This is a genomic window from Alishewanella tabrizica, from assembly GCF_014652375.1.
Classification (GTDB): domain Bacteria; phylum Pseudomonadota; class Gammaproteobacteria; order Enterobacterales; family Alteromonadaceae; genus Alishewanella; species Alishewanella tabrizica.
On the sequence record NZ_BMYR01000002.1, the window covers coordinates 249,751 to 269,733 of the forward strand.

Genomic DNA, 19,983 nt, shown 5'->3' on the forward strand with positions numbered 1-19,983 from the left:
TGTCTCTATGCAGTTACCTGATATACCTAACAGTGAACCCCTTCGTTTAGCTGCTTTAGCGAATACATCGTTAATCGACACAGAAGACGAGCCACGTTTTGACAGCATTACACACTTAGTAAAACAGTGTTTTAACGTGGAAATGGTATTGATCTCACTGGTAGATGACAAACGGCAATGGTTTAAATCTCGTCAAGGAATTGCGGCTTGTGAAACATCAAGAGATATCTCATTTTGCGGTCATGCTATTTTACAAACGGACGTTTTCGAGATTGTTGATGCCTGTAAAGATCCTCGCTTTAATGATAATCCATTAGTTGCTTCTGCGCCTTTTATCCGTTTTTATGCCGGTGTACCACTTCGCTTCGAAGGGCAAAATATCGGGACACTCTGTATTATTGACAAAATGCCGCGTCAATTAACCGAACGTGATCGGCAAATTTTATGTGGCTTTGCTGAGTTGGTTGAACAAGAAATCGAGGATCGGTTACAAGAACACGCTCATCAAAAATTACTGGCTAGTGAATTAATGTATCGCTCAGTATTAGAAGGTACAAGAATTGGTACTTGGCAGTGGAATGTTCAAACAGGTGCTACGCTTTTTAACGCGCGTTGGGCTGAGATGATTGGTTACTCCTTAGAAGAGCTTGAACCAATAGATATTAATACGTGGCTGTCATTTGTGCATCCTGATGATTTAGCCAGTTCAAGTAAATTGTTACAGCAACATTTTTCAGGCGAGTTGCCTTTTTACGATTGTAAATGCCGGATGAAACACAAGGCGGGGCATTGGATTTGGGTACATGATCGAGGGCAAGTGGTAAGTTGGACCGCTGAGGGTAAACCTTTAATGATGTATGGTACCCATGCTGATATCACGGAGCAAATTAAAACCGAACAAAAATTGACAGAACAACGCCAATTGTATGAACAAATACTTGAGCAAAGTATGGCCGGTTACTGGGACTGGTATATTCCGCAGAATACGGAGTATCTAAGTCCTGGCTTTAAAAGTATGTTTGGCTATGCTGATCATGAGATGGAGAACGCACCTGAATCTTGGCAACAAATTATTTTCCAAGAGGATCTGCCCGCAGTACTAGACAGCTTTCGGCAGCATATTTCCTCCAAAGGTTTAATACCTTTTGATAATACAGTGCGATATAACCATAAAAATGGTTCAACGGTGTGGGTGCGCTGTGTAGGTAAGGTTATTGAATGGGATGATGATCAGCAACCGTTGCGAATGGTGGGTTGCCACATAAATTTAACCAAAGAAATGACCATTCGCTCTGAGCTTCAGGATAGTCGTGATCAATTCCAAGCCTTGGTTACCAATATCCCCGGTATTACCTATCGTTGTAAGGCAGACAAAGCTTGGACCATGATTTATATGAGTGGCAGTATCGATCCTTTATCAGGCTATCCAGCAAGTGACTTTATTAATAATAGTGTACGAAGCTATGCGAGTGTTATTCATCCGGGAGATCACGATCGCCTAGAACAAGCCGTTGCTAAAGCGATTAACGAGCACAGTAACTGGTTATTAGAATATCGTATTATTCATAAATCTGGCGAGATTCGATGGGTAGAAGAGCGAGGTCGTGCCGAGTATGCTGATCAGCAGGTGACCTTTTTAGACGGCTTTATTTTAGATATTACCGAAGAAAAAACCTTGAAACAGCAATTGTTAAATTTAACCCGACAATTGCCTGGGATGGTTTATCAATACCAACAATGGCCAGATGGTCGTATTGCCTTTCCTTATGTGAGCGATAACATTAACAAGATTTACGGCGTAACGCCCGAACAAGTTAAAAGTGACGCAAACTTTATTTTTAATAAAATTTATCCTGATGATCTCCCTGATCTGGCAAAAAGTATTGAGGAGTCAGCCGTTAATTTATCCATCTGGCAACACCAGTATCGTGTTTGGTTAGATAAGGAATATCCAATTTGGTTGTCAGGCAGAGCTGCGCCAGAACGTATGCCCGATGGTAGTACATTATGGCACGGTTATCTGGAAGATATTACCAGCAGTAAACTGCATTATTTAGAATTAGAGCGTGTTAACCAAGCGCTAAAACTCAGTCAACAACGCTTGGAGCTAGCCAGCGAAACAGCATTGATCGGTTTCTGGCAGGCATCATTAGTAACAGGGGAGCTACTTTGGTCGCCAGTCATTTATCAGATATTTGGTATAGATGATAATGTGGTTCCCAGTGTTGCTTTGTTTAAAAGTACACTGCATCCAGATGATAGGCATTTAGTCGCTGAAAGCGAGCAACGAGCATTGGCAACGGGATTGCATGATGTCGTGCATCGTATTATTCGACCTGATGGCACTATTCGTTGGGTTCACGAATTAGCGCGTATGCTGCCACTAGAGGATAATCCAGAACAAATTCTCATAGGATCGGTACAAGACGTGACAGATCGTATGGTTTTGCAGCAAATGAAAGATGCTTTTATTTCAACTGTCAGTCATGAATTACGTACACCGGTAACTGCAATTAGTGGCGCACTGGCGTTGCTGAATTCGGGTAAGTTGGGGGATGTACCCGCATTTATGCTTAAGTTGCTTAATGTGGCAGAGAATAATAGTAAGCGCTTAAATCAATTAATTAACGACTTGTTAGATATCGAAAAACTAACTGCTGGCAAAATGCCTTTTGATATTAAACCATTAAATATAGCTACGGAGCTGATGCAGGCGGTTGATAATATTCAACCGTTTGCAAATCAACATCGGGTTTTTATTGAATCCCAAATTGCACCTGGCACGGATATTGTGCTTGCAGATACGCTTAGATTGCAGCAAGTACTCACCAATCTACTTTCTAATGCGATTAAATTTTCTCCAAAGGAGAGTACCGTCTTGTTAACTGCAAAGACAAAGGGTGATAATATTGTCATAGCTGTTTCAGATAGTGGCCAAGGTATTTCAGCAGACTTTCAAAACCGAGTATTTCAGCGTTTTGCCCAAGCTGACAATTCCAATTTGCGCCAAAATGGTGGAACGGGTTTAGGCTTAGCGATTTGTAAAGAGTTGATCGTTCAGATGGGTGGGGATATTTATTTTGAGAGTGAATTAGGTAAAGGCACCACATTTTTTGCCAATTTACCGAGCTTGAAACCCGTTGATAAACATGAATAGGACATTTGTGAAAGAAAAAAACCAGTCTGATTTAAATGCAGCTTTTAGTGGTTTAAGACGCCGATTTGAGCAAAGTATTCCCGAACGGGCAATGCAAATGGTACAGGCTACTGCTGACGGTGATGCATTAGACTTAAGTTATTTATTAGCAGAAGCTCATAAATTGGCTGGTGCATGTGGAACCTTTGGCTATTATGAGCTTGGCGTTGCCGCCAGACAAATTGAACAACTGGTAAAAGATGTCCTTGATAAGCCCACACTAGAACAACAACAAGTTTTGCCTCTCTTAAAGCAAGCTGTAACAGATTTTCAGACAGCAGTGTTATCCGCTGTGCATGAAGGAAAAACCGGCAACATCCAGCGCACTCAGCCCAATGTTAAACCAAGCAGTATTTGGATCCTCTTACCCGATGAAAGCTTTGTCACAGATTTGATAACGCAGCTTGTCGCTTATGGACATCATGTGCTGCGGTTACAAAGCTATCATGAGTGTTTTGAAAAATTACAAACGCAGACACCAGCAATAATATTTAGTGACGTATTGGTTGCAGGCCTCGATTTTTTTAATCAAAGTGCCCTACTAAAACGCATCAGCGAGCAGCAAGTGCGCTTAGTGATGTATTCTGTACAAGATGATTTTTCTCTTAGAATCAAAGCCGCACAGCAGCGCGCTGAAGCTTTTTTTATTTTGCCCATCGTAATACCACAGGTTATTACCACGTTAATTGAACTGATAGATAAAGAAACAAGCAATGTGGGGCGCGTGGCCATTGTTGAAGATGATCAATTGCTAGCAGAACATTATGCGTTGGTGCTTAACAGTGTTGGCATTAAAACGCATATCGTGCAGCATATTACGAATATTGTCAGCGAGTTGATGCAATTTCAACCCGATTTGCTGTTAATGGATTTATATATGCCGGAATATTCAGGTCCTGAAATTGCCGGGTTACTTAGACAATATCAAGCATTTAAACGCTTACCTATTGTGTTTTTGTCATCAGAGATGAATAAAACGCTGCAAATACAGGCGCTTTCGCATGGTGGCGATGATTTTCTAACGAAGCCAATTGATGATGTTTTGCTAGCGCAGTCGGTGAAAGTACGTTTAGCCAGAAGTTTAGAGATTAAAAATCTGATTGAAAAAGACAGCCTGACAAATTTAATCAAGCACAGTGCCATCAAACAAGTCGCCGATCTTGAGTTTGAGCGAGCTCTGCGACATGGAACGCCATTAAGTATCGTAATGCTAGATATCGACTTTTTTAAACGTGTTAACGATAACTATGGGCATGCCACTGGAGATGTTGTGATTACGGCCTTAGCCACTTTACTCAGTAAACGCATTAGAAAAACGGATAAAGCAGGTCGCTATGGTGGTGAGGAGTTTATGCTTGTGTTACCGGATTGCACAGCAGCACAAGCTCGGATATTGGTTAACAGCATCTTAGATAGCTTTAGCCAGTTGCGTTTCAATTTTCAAGATGATCATTTCAGTTGTACTTTTTCGGCTGGGGTTGCTTCAACCAGCGATAATAGTTTTAGCCGTTCTGCACAGTTAGTTGAAACCGCCGATGCAGCGTTGTACAAAGCAAAGCAAGCTGGGCGCAATCAGGTGGTCTAACGACCAAAACACGCCTCTTCCAAACCTATGTTGCTGTCGTGAAAATTGAGGTGATATGTCTCGTAGCGGCTTGAAAGCTGGCGCGGCATAACACGAAACAGGCGCTTAAAAAGAAAAAGGACTTATAATTAGTCCTTTTTCACTATTTCCTGTATCACGCTTATTTTCTATTGTGATGTGAACACCAATTATACGTGATGTATGTCGTGTTCACGGCAGTGTCATAGCGTCTTTAACACTTCTGCGGGTAACGCAAGCTCGTCATTGCGGTTAACGCCAACGCCACGGCTTAAAATGTTTTGGGCAATTTGCTTGGCTTCATCAAGTGAATGCATTTGCGCTGTGCCACATTGATAAATGTTTAGCTCAGGGATATCGTGTTGACTGGCAACGTGCAATACGTCGTCCATTGCTGCTTGCCAAGCTTTAGCCACGCGTTGCTCGTCGGGTGTGCCAATAAGGCTCATGTAAAAACCGGTACGACAGCCCATAGGCGAAATATCAATTATTTCAACATCATTTGCATTTAAATGATCACGCATGAAGCCTGCAAACAAATGCTCTAAAGTATGAATGCCTTTCTCCGATAAAATCTCTTCGTTTGGCACACAAAACCGTAAATCGTAGACAGTAATGGCGTCGCCCTTAGGCGTATTCATCTTTTTAGCGATACGAACGGCAGGGGCTTTCATAATGGTATGGTCTACGGTAAAGCTATCAAGTAATGGCATAACACATCCAGTTAGCGAAAAAAAGATACATTGATTATAACGCTGTCACGGCGAAGAAGTTAATGGCTTTTGCTTTTTAGGTGCAATTAAACACTTTTTAACCACTTAACATAAAAAATTACGGGGTATAACCTTGAATAGATCAGGGCTAATCCCCACTAATCGGTCATCGCAATGTTGTATTGTTCAGAATATTAGGTGGAGAGTAGTTATGGGTAGAATCATTGGTATTGACTTAGGTACAACCAACTCATGTGTGGCCATTTTAGATGGTGACAAGCCAAGAGTATTAGAAAACGCCGAAGGCACGCGTACCACGCCTTCTATTATTGCTTATGCAGAAGATGGCGAAGTATTGGTTGGTCAACCGGCAAAGCGTCAAGCGGTGACAAACCCGAAAAATACGCTGTTTGCAATTAAGCGCTTAATTGGTCGTCGTTTTGAAGACGAAGAAGTACAGCGCGACATTAAAATTATGCCTTACCAAATTGTAAAGGCTGATAATGGTGATGCGTGGGTAGAAGTAAAAGGCAAAAAATTAGCTGCACCGCAAATTTCTGCTGAAGTACTGAAAAAAATGAAGAAAACAGCAGAAGATTATTTGGGTGAGCCCGTTACTGCTGCCGTTATCACCGTACCTGCTTACTTCAACGATGCGCAGCGTCAAGCAACGAAAGATGCTGGCCGTATTGCGGGTTTAGATGTAAAACGTATTATCAACGAACCAACCGCTGCCGCTCTGGCCTATGGTATGGATAAAAAGAAAGGCGACACCAAAGTTGCAGTATATGACTTAGGTGGTGGTACTTTCGATATCTCTATCATTGAAATTGATGATGTAGATGGCGAGCAAACGTTTGAAGTATTAGCGACTAACGGTGATACTCACTTAGGTGGCGAAGACTTTGACAACCGCGTTATCAATTACTTGGTTGACGAGTTTAAGAAAGAGCAAGGCATGGATCTGCGTAACGATCCTTTGGCCATGCAGCGTTTAAAAGAAGCCGGTGAAAAAGCGAAGATTGAATTATCTTCAGCCTCACAAACCGAGGTTAACCTGCCTTATATTACGGCCGATGCTTCAGGTCCTAAGCACCTGAACATCAAGGTAACTCGCGCTAAATTAGAGTCTTTAGTGGACGATTTAGTACAGCGTACCTTAGAACCGCTAAGAAAGGCCTTAGCTGATGCTGATTTAAGCGTGGGGGAAATCGACGAGATCATTATGGTTGGCGGTCAAACCCGTATGCCAAAAGTGCAAGAAGCAGTAACGGCATTCTTTGGCAAAGAGCCACGTAAAGACGTTAACCCAGATGAAGCGGTTGCAGTCGGTGCGGCGATTCAAGGTGCGGTATTATCGGGCGATGTTAAAGACGTTCTGCTGTTAGACGTAACACCATTGTCTCTGGGTATCGAAACTATGGGCAGCGTGATGACAGCGCTAATTGAGAAAAACACCACTATCCCGACGAAAAAGTCGCAAGTGTTCTCAACAGCAGATGATAATCAGGCTGCAGTAACCATTCATGTGTTACAAGGTGAACGTAAACGTGCTTCAGACAACAAATCTCTGGGTCAATTTAACCTAGAAGGGATCCGTCCAGGTCGTCGTGGCGAACCGCAAATTGAAGTAACCTTTGATTTGGATGCCGATGGTATTTTACATGTGTCTGCCAAAGATAAAGACACCGGTAAAGAGCAAAAGATCACCATTAAAGCGTCTTCAGGTTTAAGCGAAGAAGAAATCGCTAAAATGGTTCGTGACGCCGAATTAAATGCGGAAGAAGACAAAAAGTTTGAAGAAATGGTGCAAACCCGTAATCAAGCCGATGCTATGGTGCATGCAACACGCAAGCAACTGGAAGAAGTGGGTTCAGCCTTAGCCGCTAACGATAAAGACGCGGTAGAAGCGGCCATTAGTGAGCTTGAGAAAGCGATCAAAGGTAGCGATAAAGCAGAAATTGAGGCGAAAACGCAGGCCTTGATCCAAGCATCGCAAAAACTGATGGAAGCTGCGCAAGCCAAAGGCCAACAAGGCGGTGCGGATAGCGCTCAACAAGCCGGTGCTGGCGATGATGTTGTCGATGCCGAGTTTGAAGAAGTAAAAGACGATAAGAAGTAATTAACGCTAATATGAGCTGCAGGGTATACTGCAGCTCTTTTACTGAGAAATAAGCACAGATCTATGTCCAAGCGTGACTATTATGAAGTGTTAGGTGTCGCAAAAGGCGCCGACGATAAAGACATCAAAAAGGCTTACAAACGCCTCGCCATGAAGTTTCACCCTGACAGAACGCAGGGTGATAAAGCGATGGAAGAGAAGTTTAAAGAAGTACAGGAAGCCTATGAGGTTTTGTCTGACGAGCAAAAACGTGCTGCCTACGATCGTTTCGGCCATGCCGGGGTAGATCCCAACCGCGGTGGTGGTGGGGGCGCAGGTGGTGCCGATTTTGGCGATATTTTTGGTGATGTATTTGGTGATATCTTTGGTGGTGGCGGCCGTCGTGGCCAATCGCGCGCGCAGCGCGGTTCCGACTTACGCTACAATCTCGAATTAACTCTAGAAGAAGCCGTTAAAGGCAAATCTGTCGACATCAAAGTGCCAACGATGGTTGGCTGTGATAGCTGTGATGGCTCGGGCGCTAAAAAAGGCACCTCAGCAAAAAGCTGTCCTACTTGTAATGGTGCGGGCCAAGTTACGATGCGTCAGGGCTTTTTTGCGGTTCAGCAAACCTGCCCAACGTGTAATGGGCGTGGCAAGATTATTCCTGATCCGTGTACGAAGTGTCATGGCGAAGGTCGCATCGAAAAAACCAAAACCTTGGCGGTTAAAATTCCTGCAGGCGTGGACACCGGTGATCGTATTCGTTTAACCGGTGAAGGCGAAGCGGGCATGCATGGCGCTCCAGCGGGCGATTTATACGTACAGGTAAGCGTGAAAGCGCATCCTATCTTCCAGCGTGATGGTAATAATTTGTACTGCGAAGTGCCGATGAGTTTTGCCACAGCGGCGTTAGGGGGCGAAATAGATGTGCCTACTTTAGATGGCCGCGTGAAGCTGAAAATTCCACCCGAAACGCAAACGGACAAAATGTTCCGATTACGTGGCAAAGGTGTGCAATCGGTTCGTGGTGGTGGTGTAGGTGACTTAGTGTGTAAAGTCGTTATCGAAACCCCAGTGAAGTTATCTGAGCGGCAAAAAGAATTGTTGCGTCAACTAGATGACAGCATGACGGGAGAAAGTGAAGCGACTCACCGGCCTAAATCGAAAGGCTTTTTTGACGGCGTCAAAAAGTTCTTTGATGATTTAACCAGCTAAGCGCGTCTTGCTAACAGAAACCACCCTCAATGGGTGGTTTTTTTATGCCAGCGGGGTACACTAGTTTACTGGGAAAGAAGTTCAAGGAGTTCATATGTTGAAAAAGCTATTAGTTACAGCGGTGTGTTCCGTATTAATTGCCGCGTGTGCGCAGTCGCCTACTGGCAGACGCCAAGTTATGCTGTTTGATAATAATCAGCTTAATACCATGGGTGCGCAAACCTTTGAACAAATGAAAACCGAAGAAAAGATCACGACCAATGCAGCTACCAACCGCTATGTACAATGTGTGGCTAATGCGTTATTGGCGGTGACACCTGATGAGTATCGCAAACAAAACTGGGAAGTCGTGGTATTTGACAGTGAGCAAGTAAACGCCTTCGCCTTACCGGGTGGCAAAATTGGCGTGTATACGGGCTTATTAAATGTGGCGAAAACCCCTGCGCAACTCGCGGCAGTGGTAGGACACGAAATTGGCCATGTAATGGCGGGGCATAGCAACGAACGTTTATCGACTAACCAGTTTTTACAAGCGGGTTTAGCGCTAGCGGATGCCGGTTCAAAAGCTTACGGTGTGCAGTATCAGCAACAATTAATGGCGGCGTTAGGCTTAGGGGCACAAGTCGGCGTGGCTTTACCGTTTAGCCGCACGCACGAAACCGAAGCGGATATTATTGGGTTAGAATTAATGGCGAAAGCGGGCTTTGATCCAGAAGACGCTGTGGTATTATGGCGTAATATGGCAGCGGCAAGTGGTGCCAGTGGCCCGCAGTTTCTCTCTAGCCACCCCGTGCCCGATACGCGTATTCGAACATTGCAGCAAACTATGCCACAAGCTGCTACACTGTTTACGAATCGCAAAGCGCAAGGTGCATTACCAAATTGTCGCAGAAACTAAGCGGTTGCTGTCAGATTTTTTTACAACTGGCCTGATACTTTTGGGCTAGATAAAAGCAAATATTAAGCAGATCAGGCACTCTACGTTAGTGGATCGATTTTTGCATACTTGTAGAAATTAAATGTAGAAGTAAATTTGTTTGTAACCCAAGCATCAAACTCATAACTTGTTGGAAGCGCATTATGCAAGGAAATAACCTGAAAGACCAAGACGCGTCAAAATTAAACCGCCGTAAGTTTTTAACTAAAACCGGCGCGAGTTTTTTTATCGCTTCCATGCCAGCAAAATCCGTGTGGGGTGCTTGTTCTGTTTCGGGAGCCTTATCTGGTAATTTATCTCAAAACAATGACCGTCATGACTGCGAAATGCCAAGAATAGTGGGCGGTCGTTCTCCTGGTGGTTGGAAAAATTATGAGTCTGGTAATAATAGGCCGGGCAAGGTTAAAGCTTTTTTTGCTAATTCTACTGACTTAACATTCACTTGTTATGACAAAGAAGTTAAATTAGTCAAGAGTTTTATCCTACCCCTACCTGCCGATTTAGTGAGTGGTGTTAGAACTATTGAGGATGGTTTAAAATTTAACGGCACTGGTGATAATAATATCTTATGTCACCTATCTGCCGTATACCTAAATGCTTATTTTGGTTTTTATACGGATGTTTCAAAATCTCAAGCTGCTGAGTTAGTAAAAAAAATCTTTACGGCTTGGTATGTTAGGAATATAACTTTGAATATGAACGATAATGTTGATAATTATTTCAAGTATTATGATGAAATTGCGTCCAATTATAGGAGTGTTTGTAAGTAATTATGATTTTTTTTTGTTTTGAAAAGTACGTTTACTTGCATTTTTTTCGTGATAAAAGTGGTTTTGCAGTTTTTAATGGCTGCTCGGGTGATACATTTTTTGTTAAGTCTTTATCATCCGAGACATCGCAACTATACACCTTACAGCACCTGTTACGTTTTACAGCAGCCGAGTTTTCACAAGCTTTAGGTATTGATGACAACGAAGCTGCCCAAACGTTAGATTTTTTATTAGTTAATAAACTGGTTGTCAACGTTAGTGAGATTTGAATGCTTATAAACTGTGGTTTATACAGTTTTTATTTATCTACAAAAATTCCCGCTGTAATTCATAATACCCAATTAATTTATGGTGATTCGAGTTCTGTTGAGGTTGTGGCAGATTTTAATTTGTCGTTAACATCAACGTCATTGCTACGTAGGTTTTTTAAACCTCAAGTCAGCTTTCATTGTGATCAACACTCTCCATTTAAACCGCTACCGCAAAGTCAGGCTTATGCACTTTTGGAGTGGGGAATGAACTGGTGTGTAGCTGCACATGATTTCTCACATTTTTTGTTACATGCGGCTGTGCTTGTAAAAAACAATAAAGCTATTTTGTGCCCTGCTTCCCCTGGTTCTGGCAAAAGCACATTAAGTGCTTTTCTTGGCCTAAGTGGTTGGTTCGTTTACAGTGATGAAATGGCAATTATTGATATTGATAGTCAAAACGTTAAACCTATGTTTCGCCCTGTCTGTTTAAAAAACGACAGTATAGAGTTAATGAAAAACTGGCATCCAAGTGCAATTATCACTCCAGTATGCCGAGACACTCAAAAAGGTGATGTAGCTCATGTAAAGGTCTTGTCGTGGCAGCAATATCAGCAATTAACACCTGTACCAATAACTGCTTTGGTTTTCCCTAAATTCAAAACAGGCTCTGAGTTAAAGCTTTATAAGTTAGATCAGTTAGATGCCTTTAGTCAGCTTAGTAGAAATGCTTTTAATTATAATGTTTTAGGTAAGACGGCATTTACTCTTTCGGCTGACATAGTTAGTAGGGCAGGTATATATCAAGCTGAATATAGTGACTTGACACAATTGGCAACATTTTTTGATGAGTTGGTACAGGCTTAATGTTAACAATATCACCACAGCAGTTGTTACTTTATCTTGCACAGCCTGAGCGTTGTCTGACTTTGTCTTTAAATAATTGGCAGCAAATTATTTTACTATTTCGAGAAGCGAAGTTATTGGCTTCTCTTGCTGCAGTATTAGAGCGACATAATTTGTTAGTTTCGTTGCCTGAGTTTGCAAAACGCCATTTAATATCTTCATTAGTTTACGCCGATAGGCAAGCACAGCAAATTAAGTTTGAGTGTCGGGAACTACAAGACACATTTATAAAAGCGGGTATAGAGCCAATCTACCTTAAAGGAGCTGCTTATACTTTGGCAAATACCCAAAATAGTCGTGGGCGAATTTGCAATGATTTAGATGTATTAGTAGCGAAAGCTGAACTTGGTGCATCAGAAGCTTTACTCAAGCAGCATAGATGGAAGACGGATAAGCTCAACTCCTACGATGAGCGATATTATCGCAAATGGAGCCACGAGATCCCGCCAATGGTGCATTTATTGAGAGGGACGGTTTTAGATTTGCACCACAATTTATATCTGCCGATAAGTGGTCGTGCTGCTGATATGTCAATTTTTTTTAATCTAGTGATTAAAACAACATCTGGAGCAACGGTTTTAAACCCTGAGGCGATGGTACTACACAGTATAATCCATCTTTTTATGAACGAGGAAACACAAAGTGCTATGCGTGACTTGTGGGACCTTCATTTACTTATTTCAGAGTTCAACTCGACAGATTTTTGGCAGAAGTTGCATAAGCTTGCTGATTCAACAGGTTTCAATCTTGAGTTAAAATATTGTTTGGCAGCGTTACATCACTATTTAGGTCCAGCGTTAGATCCAATGTTAAGAAGTTACTACGAGGTAAATGCTTGCAATAAGCTTTGGGTTCGAAACATTTTAATACCTGCACTTATTCCCGATCATCCTCTTGTTTGTAATTGGCAGCATCGTTGGGCGAAACGCCTTATATATTTTCGAGGGCACTGGTTGAAAATGCCCACGCATATTTTGATCAGTCATTTCGTGGTAAAAAGTTTTTTTGGCTGTAGAGATGCGTTATTTGGCAAATATCATTTTAACTCTAAAGGGCCTGATTAGTTGTACGCCGTAACACAACAACCCCTAACGCCACAGCCAATAGCACCATACAATAGTAGTTATGAGTAATGGCTTGCCAAGGGGAAATATCAAAGCTGGCACCCAGTAACAACGCTTGTGCACCATAGGGTACAAGGCCTTGGCTGATACAGGCAAAAATATCGAGTAAGCTGGCGCTGCGTTTTGGGCTTATCTGATGCTGCTGCGCTAAATTACGGCTAACATCACCGGTTAACACTATCGCTACCGTGTTGTTAGCAATACACAAATTGCTGATAAAGGCTAAGGCTGCTATCGCCAATTGCTGCGCTTTATTCCCTGCCAGTTTTAAACGGTTAGTGGCTTGCTGGACTTTTGACGAGATCCAGAGCAGTCCACCTTGTTGTTTTATAAACTCACTCAGCGAGCTGACTAACATGGCCAGTAAGAAAATCTCTTGCACATTAGCAAAACCGGTTGCGATATCTTGCCCAAGATTACGTAAAGCGTAATCAGCAACAAAGCTCCCTTGTAGCGCGGCCAATGCGATACCCAGCAGCAATACCACAAAAACATTCAGTCCCATTACCGCTAATACTAAGATTGCTGCATAAGGTAACACGGCGGTCCAGCTAAAGGCCTCAACGGTTACAGCACTGGTTGGCGTTGTTAACAAACCGTAGAGGATCAGCGTAACAAGTGCAGCTGGCAGCGCGATCTTAATATTTTCTTTAAATTTATCTGACATATTGGCCCCTTGCGTGCGTGTAGCAGCAATGGTTGTGTCAGAAATAATCGATAAGTTATCACCAAACATGGCGCCGCTTAACAATACACCGGCTACCACTGCGGGGTTTAAATCGGCTTGATTGGCCAAGCCCACTGCGATGGGCGCTAAAGCGCCAATGGTGCCCATTGAGGTTCCCATTGCGGTAGACACCAACGCTGCAATGACAAACAGACCCGGTAAAATAAACTGTGCAGGTATTACGCTAAGGCCGGCATTGACCACGGCATCTACGCCGCCTGTGGCAGTCGCCACACTGGCAAACGCGCCTGCCAGTAAGTAGATTAAACACATGGTAATAATATTGCTATTACCCGCGCCTTTTACGATCACGTCTATAGATTGCGTCAGCGGTGCACGATGCAGCCAAACTGCTAATATCAGTGCCGGTAAAATCGCCACATGGCCTGGTAATTGATAAAACGCATAATCTACATTTTGGCTTTGAAAATACAGGCCGCTGCCAAGAAACAGCAACACAAACAGCAATAGCGGAATAAGCGAGCGCCGAGCGCCGCTGGTGACAGCATAATTCATGATAGCAACCTCATAAAATGGCAGCGCACTATATAGATGGCCAGACGTCTTGTCAATTAATGGCCGCTGCTCAGCAGTAATAGGGTCTGCATAATCATCACCCCAACAGGTGAACGTGTTATGGATAAAAATACGCTTACAGGCCGCTATGTTTTTGGCTACTGGAAACTGTGCAACGTTAGTGTACTATGGATAAAAAGTCACATACGTTAATGTAATAACTTATATTCCTATTTTGATATTTCACTGCTGCAGGGAGCCCGTATGGCTACAGGACCTAAACTGATGTCAACACGCTTTATCCCCTTTTTCTTTACTCAAGCTTTGGGGGCCTTTAACGACAACGTGTTCAAAAATTCGCTAATGCTCCTGCTCACCTTTACCGCTGCCAGTGCTATGCCTTGGAGCGTTGATGTGAGTATGAATTTAGCTGCCGGCTTATTTATTCTCCCTTTCCTGTTATTTTCAGCCACCGCAGGTACCTTGGCTGATAGTGTGTGTAAAACCACCCTGATCCAACGTTTAAAGCTAGTAGAAATTGCGTTAATGTTGCTAGCGGCTGCCGCGTTTTTGTTTGAGCAGTATCTGTGTTTATTGCTGTTGTTATTTTTGATGGGAACACAATCTGCGTTTTTTGGGCCGGTAAAATACGCGATTTTGCCGCAACTTTTAACGGATAGACAATTGTTAGCGGGTAATGCGTGGGTAGAGATGGGCACCTTTATCGCCATTTTACTCGGGACCATTGTTGGCGGTTTGTTGGTAGGTATCGATAATGCCTTGCCATGGATTGCCGGGTTAGTCGTCGTATTTGCTGTGTTGGGGTATCTGACGAGTAAAGCGATCCCTAAAGTCGGCGCCGTTGCTGGCGGGCCACGTTTTCAGTTCGCTCCTTGGCGGCAAAGTGTTGAAACCGTCAAAATCAGTTATCAAAATCGTACCTTGTACTTAGCCATTATGGCCATTAGCTGGTTTTGGTTTTTAGGTGCCAGCTATCTCACGCAATTTCCAAATTTCACCAAAACGGTATTGGGTGGTGATAACACGGTCGTCACCGCGTTATTGGTGGCCTTCTCAGTGGGTGTAGGAATCGGTTCTCTTTTGTGCGAGCGCTTATCAGGCGAAAAAGTGGAACTTGGCCTGGTGCCTATAGGCTCTATTGGCTTAACTGTATTTGGTATCAGTTTATATGTGAGTTCTCCCCAGCAGCTTGCCACGGAGTTAATGACGTTACCGGTATTTTTAAGTTCGGCTTTTGGTTGGTGGGTGTTAGTGGATTTGCTGTTAATCGGGGTATTTGGCGGGCTTTTTATTGTGCCATTATATGCCATGTTGCAACAACGGGCACAGCCTGAGCAGCGCGCTAGAATGATTGCCGCCAATAATATTTTTAATGCGCTCTTTATGGTGGTCAGTGCTGCTGCGGGTATTCTGTTTTTAAGTGTATTTGCCTTAAGTATCCCGCAGTATTTTTTGGTGCTGGCACTGATGAATGCCGTTGTGGCCATTTATGTTTATACCCGAGTTCCTGAATTTGTTTTACGGTTCGTTATTTACTTGCTAAGCCACACCTTTTACCGGGTAAATGCCAAGGGCTTAGCCCATATTCCCGACGAGGGGCCGGCAGTATTAGTGGCAAACCATGTTAGTTATGTAGATGCCTTAGTGATTGCAGGCGCGGTGCGCCGTCCGGTAAGGTTTGTTATGTATAAAGGCATTTATGACTTACCCATAGCAAATTGGCTATTTCGTGCTGCCAGAACAATTCCCATTTGTGGTAAGCAACAAGACGAAGCCATTTACGAAGCGGCTTTTGCCGCGATTAAGCGCGAGTTAGCTGATGGCAATTTAGTGTGTATCTTTCCCGAAGGCCGCTTAACACAAACAGGTGACATTGACAGTTTTCGCCCCGGCATCGAGCGTATCATTGCCGAAAGTCCTGTACCGGTAGTGCCGATGGCCTTAAAAGGCCTCTGGGGTTCTTTCTTTAGTCATTATGGCAAAGGGGCATTTCGGTTTAAAGGGCGGTTATGGTCTAAAGTTGCGCTTGAAGCCAGCCCAGCTGTGGCGCCAGAGCTGGTTAGTGCGGTGCAACTAGAGCAGCAAGTACGGCAATTACGAGGTGATGAGCGCTAGTGTATAAATTAACACGCTGTATTATGGTAAAAGACCATCCGTCGCGATTTAGCGACTGTTTAGCGCCGTATGCTTGATCCAAAGATGATGCAGCCCCATAGAGTAGTTAGTGAAACTTAAACGCTTAAGCCTGCGTGTTTATAATCGGTTTTTACGCTTTATTTGCTAAATCCCAATTTGCTTGGCTGCTAAGCTAACGCATTGTGGGGTTTACGTTTTTTTCTATACTGGAGCAGCATAATGTTAAACTTTTCCTACCAAAATCCAACGCGTATTATTTTTGGGCGTGAGCAAATTGCTCAGCTGAGCAGCCTCGTGAAACCAGATCAAAAAGTGTTGTTGATTTATGGTGGTGGCTCAATTAAAAAAAATGGCGTTTATGATCAAGTAACTCAGGCATTAGCGGGCAGTACTTTTATTGAGTTCTCTGGTGTAGAGCCAAATCCAAGCTTTGAAACCTTAATGCGGGCAACGGATATTGTCAGACGCGAAAAAATTGATCTGATTTTGGCCGTTGGTGGAGGCAGTGTTATTGACGGTGCCAAGTTTGTTGCTGCGGCCGCGTTATTTAAAGGTGATGCTTGGGATATTTTGGCTAAAGGTGCCAAAATTACTGAAGCTGTGGCACTTGGCTGTGTATTAACCTTGCCTGCGACAGGCACCGAAAGTAATGGCAACTCTGTGGTGACCCGTTACGAAACGCAAGAGAAATTAGCTTTTTCAAGTCCACTAGTGTATCCGCAGTTTGCTATTTTAGATCCTACGGTAACTTTTAGCTTACCTCCGAAGCAAGCTGCAAACGGCGTTGTTGATGCGTTTGTGCATGTGATGGAACAATATTTAACCTATCCGGTAAATGCGCCAGTACAAGATCGTTTTGCGGAAGGCTTATTGCTGACCTTAATTGAAGAAGGCCCCAAAGTGTTAGCGGAGCCTGATGATTACGAGGTACGTGCTAACGTAATGTGGGCTGCAACGATGGCGTTAAACGGCTTGATTGGTCAAGGCGTACCCCAAGATTGGGCTACACATATGATTGGTCATGAAATTACCGCATTATATGGCTTAGATCACGCGCAAACGTTGGCCATCGTATTGCCTTCATTGATGCAGCAACAGCGGCAACAAAAGCGTGCCAAACTATTGCAGTTTGGTCAGCGGGTTTGGCAATTACAGCACCAAGACGAAGAGCGCTTAATTGATGAAACCATTAGCCATACGCGTCAATTTTTTGAGCGCATGGGCGTACCTACACGGTTAACCGATTATGGATTAAAAGCCGATGTGGTCGATAAGCTGGTAGATAAACTGGTACAGCATAAAATGGTTAAGTTGGGTGAGCATGGTGATATTACGCCAGAGGTAAGCCGTACTATTTTACAACACGCCTTATAACGCTGGGCGCGAGGTAACTGCTTCTAAAGCAGCATAAGCCAGCGTAAAGTTTAGCGCGACTGAGCCAGAACGCATTTGGTATTCTGGCGCGCGTGTCACCTCCTTCAAACAGCCGTTTTTACTTAAAGACGGCTGTTTTGCTTTTTTATCGGCGTTGCTTTTGTTTTAATAGCGCTATTTTTCAATAAGGCAAAATTATGATGACTAGCATTGGGATCTTTGGCGCGAATGGTCGAATGGGACGCGCGCTACTTAATGTTGCTAAAGAGCAGGCATTAACCGTTACCGCCGCCACCGTGCGTTCCGGTTCAACCTTGGTGGGGGTTGACGCGGGCGAGTTGGCTGGCTGTGGCACCTTTGGTTTGCCCCTAGCGGAAACAAGTGTAGATGCCGTGCGTAACGCCGCGGTATGGATTGATTTTACGATGCCAGAACCGATGCTATCGCACTTACAGTTGTGTGTGGCAGAAGGCAAGGCCATGATTATTGGTGTAACGGGGCTTACGGATGCGCAATATGCTGAAATCCAAGCGGCCAGTAAACATATTCCTATTGTATGGGCGCCCAATATGAGTGTGGGTGTAAATTTGATGCTGCATTTAGCCCAAACAGCGGCCAAAGTGATGGGCAATACTGCCGATATTGAAATTATAGAGGCGCATCATCGCTTTAAAAAAGATTCGCCTTCTGGAACGGCGATGGCTATTGGTGCCAGTATTGCGCGAAGCGTAAATCGTGATCTGAATGAGGTTGCGGTTTATGGCCGGGAAGGCATGATTGGCGAGCGGCCACAGCATACTATTGGCTTTGCTACGGTACGTGGCGGCGACATTATTGGCGATCATACAGCGCTTTTTGCCGATCTGGGTGAAAGACTAGAAATCACCCATAAAGCGTCGAGTCGAAACACCTTTGCGCAAGGTGCACTGCGCGCTGCTTTGTGGTTGCAAAATAAACAGCCGGGACTTTATACCATGCAACAAGTGCTGGGTTTACCCGAGTTAGCGTAAACTTTTGCGGCATTTAACTAAAAATCGTGTTAAAGCCGCTATTTATGTAAATAAAGAAAAAAGTCATAGCCAAAAAGACACTAATCACCTAGAATAGTCAGGTTTGCCCGTACGCCGTAACGTTGCCTGGTTTGTTTCACTAAAACCGGGAACTGTTTGCGCACGGCAAATATGGGTATCAGAATTTTAGGTCAAAACGGGTTGTAAAACGCCAATTGTTTTCGCCCGTTTTTTGCTGTTTGGAGGTTATTTTGACTAAGTCCGCCCTGCTCGTACTGGAAGACGGCACCGTATTTCGCGGTACAGCCATTGGCGCCGAGGGAATTTCTGTAGGTGAGGTGGTATTCAACACCTCAATGACCGGGTATCAGGAAATTTTAACTGATCCCTCGTATGCAGAACAAATAGTTACACTTACTTACCCTCATATTGGAAACACCGGAACGAATGAGGAAGATGAGGAATCCGGCAAAATTTGGGCGAAAGGCCTAATAATCCGTGACCTCCCTCTGTTAGCCAGCAATTTCCGTAATCAACTCTCTCTTAGTCAATATCTACAAAACAATCATATTCTCGGCATCGCCGACATCGATACCCGCAAACTTACCCGAATTCTCCGCGAAAAAGGCGCCCAAAATGGCTGCTTAATGGCGGGCGATAATCTTGACGAAGCCAAAGCGTTAGAACTTGCCAAAGGTTTCCCTGGGTTATCGGGTATGGATTTGGCGAAAGAGGTTACGGTTAGCGAAGCTTATCAGTGGACTGAGGGAAGTTGGCAATTGGGCGAAGGCCATCAAGCTGCCCCGGCCTCTCAATTTCACGTAGTGGCTTACGACTTTGGCGTAAAGCGCAATATCTTACGCATGTTAGCAGATCGCGGCTGTAAATTAACGGTAGTGCCAGCGCAAACACCGGCTGCCGAAGTACTAGCCTTAAATCCAGATGGTATTTTTCTTTCCAATGGCCCTGGCGATCCAGCACCTTGTACTTATGCTATCGAAGCCATTAAAGCCTTTTTAGAGACCGATATTCCTATTTTTGGTATCTGTTTAGGTCACCAGTTACTGGCACTGGCCAGTGGCGCTAAGACGGTAAAAATGGCCTTAGGTCATCACGGTGGTAACCATCCGGTGCAAAACTTGGATACCAAGCGCGTATTGATTACGGCGCAAAACCACGGTTTTGCTGTAGAAGAAGCGAGCTTACCGGCTAATTTACGTGCAACTCATAAATCGTTATTCGACGGCACCCTGCAAGGGATCCACCGTACTGATAAACCGGCATTCAGTTTTCAAGGCCATCCAGAAGCGAGCCCCGGCCCGCACGAAGCCTCTGAGCTGTTCGACCATTTTATCGCATTAATGCAAAAGGCCTAAGTCTATA

Annotated in this window: 14 protein-coding genes; 12 read left to right on the forward strand and 2 right to left on the reverse strand. The window is 43.9% G+C overall.

Annotation, left to right across the window (positions count from 1 at the left end):
• Positions 1 to 7 precede the first annotated feature (7 nt).
• Together IE070_RS03510 and IE070_RS03515 are read left to right on the forward strand one after the other, a co-directional pair.
• Positions 8 to 3,157 carry a PAS domain-containing protein gene (locus IE070_RS03510; RefSeq protein ID WP_189480513.1) on the forward strand — a complete coding sequence of 1,050 codons (3,150 nt, stop codon included), beginning with the start codon at positions 8 to 10 and terminating at the stop codon, positions 3,155 to 3,157.
• 97 nt (positions 3,158 to 3,254) lie between these two features.
• Positions 3,255 to 4,781 carry a diguanylate cyclase gene (locus IE070_RS03515; RefSeq protein WP_373296906.1) on the forward strand — a complete coding sequence of 509 codons (1,527 nt, stop codon included), beginning with the start codon at positions 3,255 to 3,257 and terminating at the stop codon, positions 4,779 to 4,781.
• Between the two features lie 221 nt (positions 4,782 to 5,002).
• Here the strand turns inward: IE070_RS03515 and luxS are convergent, their stop codons facing one another.
• Positions 5,003 to 5,512, reverse strand: a complete 510-nt coding sequence (gene luxS, locus IE070_RS03520) for an S-ribosylhomocysteine lyase (protein WP_189480517.1) — start codon at positions 5,510 to 5,512, stop codon at positions 5,003 to 5,005.
• A gap of 211 nt (positions 5,513 to 5,723) precedes the next feature.
• Here luxS and dnaK point away from each other — a divergent pair, with 211 nt between their 5' ends.
• From dnaK to IE070_RS03550, 6 genes are all read left to right on the forward strand, one after another.
• Positions 5,724 to 7,634 (forward strand): molecular chaperone DnaK, encoded by a 1,911-nt coding sequence (gene dnaK / locus IE070_RS03525; RefSeq protein WP_189480519.1) that lies wholly within the window; start codon positions 5,724 to 5,726, stop codon positions 7,632 to 7,634.
• A gap of 63 nt (positions 7,635 to 7,697) precedes the next feature.
• A complete protein-coding gene (dnaJ, locus tag IE070_RS03530) occupies positions 7,698 to 8,831 on the forward strand; it encodes a molecular chaperone DnaJ (RefSeq protein ID WP_189480521.1) in 1,134 nt (377 codons plus the stop codon).
• 94 nt (positions 8,832 to 8,925) lie between these two features.
• On the forward strand, positions 8,926 to 9,729 hold the full coding sequence (locus IE070_RS03535; protein ID WP_189480524.1) for a M48 family metallopeptidase: 804 nt from the start codon (positions 8,926 to 8,928) through the stop codon (positions 9,727 to 9,729).
• A gap of 182 nt (positions 9,730 to 9,911) precedes the next feature.
• Positions 9,912 to 10,538 carry a hypothetical protein gene (locus IE070_RS03540; protein WP_189480526.1) on the forward strand — a complete coding sequence of 209 codons (627 nt, stop codon included), beginning with the start codon at positions 9,912 to 9,914 and terminating at the stop codon, positions 10,536 to 10,538.
• 269 nt (positions 10,539 to 10,807) lie between these two features.
• Positions 10,808 to 11,653, forward strand: a complete 846-nt coding sequence (locus IE070_RS03545; protein WP_189480527.1) for an HprK-related kinase A — start codon at positions 10,808 to 10,810, stop codon at positions 11,651 to 11,653.
• On the forward strand, positions 11,653 to 12,756 hold the full coding sequence (locus IE070_RS03550; protein ID WP_189480529.1) for a nucleotidyltransferase family protein: 1,104 nt from the start codon (positions 11,653 to 11,655) through the stop codon (positions 12,754 to 12,756). The genes IE070_RS03545 and IE070_RS03550 overlap by 1 nt, the downstream gene beginning before the upstream one ends.
• Here IE070_RS03550 and IE070_RS03555 read toward each other — a convergent pair.
• Positions 12,740 to 14,059: a Na+/H+ antiporter NhaC family protein gene (locus IE070_RS03555; protein WP_189480530.1), complete on the reverse strand. Its 1,320-nt coding sequence runs from the start codon at positions 14,057 to 14,059 to the stop codon at positions 12,740 to 12,742. The genes IE070_RS03550 and IE070_RS03555 overlap by 17 nt on opposite strands.
• A 264-nt stretch (positions 14,060 to 14,323) precedes the next feature.
• On the opposite strand from IE070_RS03555, the gene IE070_RS03560 reads away from it, so the two are divergent.
• The 4 genes from IE070_RS03560 (at position 14,324) to carA (ending at position 19,976) form a co-directional block, all read left to right on the forward strand.
• Complete coding sequence (locus IE070_RS03560) at positions 14,324 to 16,195, forward strand: MFS transporter (protein ID WP_189480532.1); 1,872 nt, start codon at positions 14,324 to 14,326, stop codon at positions 16,193 to 16,195.
• Between the two features lie 240 nt (positions 16,196 to 16,435).
• On the forward strand, positions 16,436 to 17,590 hold the full coding sequence (locus IE070_RS03565; protein ID WP_189480534.1) for an iron-containing alcohol dehydrogenase: 1,155 nt from the start codon (positions 16,436 to 16,438) through the stop codon (positions 17,588 to 17,590).
• 200 nt (positions 17,591 to 17,790) lie between these two features.
• Entirely contained in the window at positions 17,791 to 18,600 is an 810-nt protein-coding gene (gene dapB, locus IE070_RS03570; protein WP_189480762.1) for a 4-hydroxy-tetrahydrodipicolinate reductase, read from the forward strand.
• A gap of 251 nt (positions 18,601 to 18,851) precedes the next feature.
• On the forward strand, positions 18,852 to 19,976 hold the full coding sequence (carA, locus tag IE070_RS03575; protein ID WP_189480536.1) for a glutamine-hydrolyzing carbamoyl-phosphate synthase small subunit: 1,125 nt from the start codon (positions 18,852 to 18,854) through the stop codon (positions 19,974 to 19,976).
• The last annotated feature ends 7 nt before the right edge of the window (positions 19,977 to 19,983 follow it).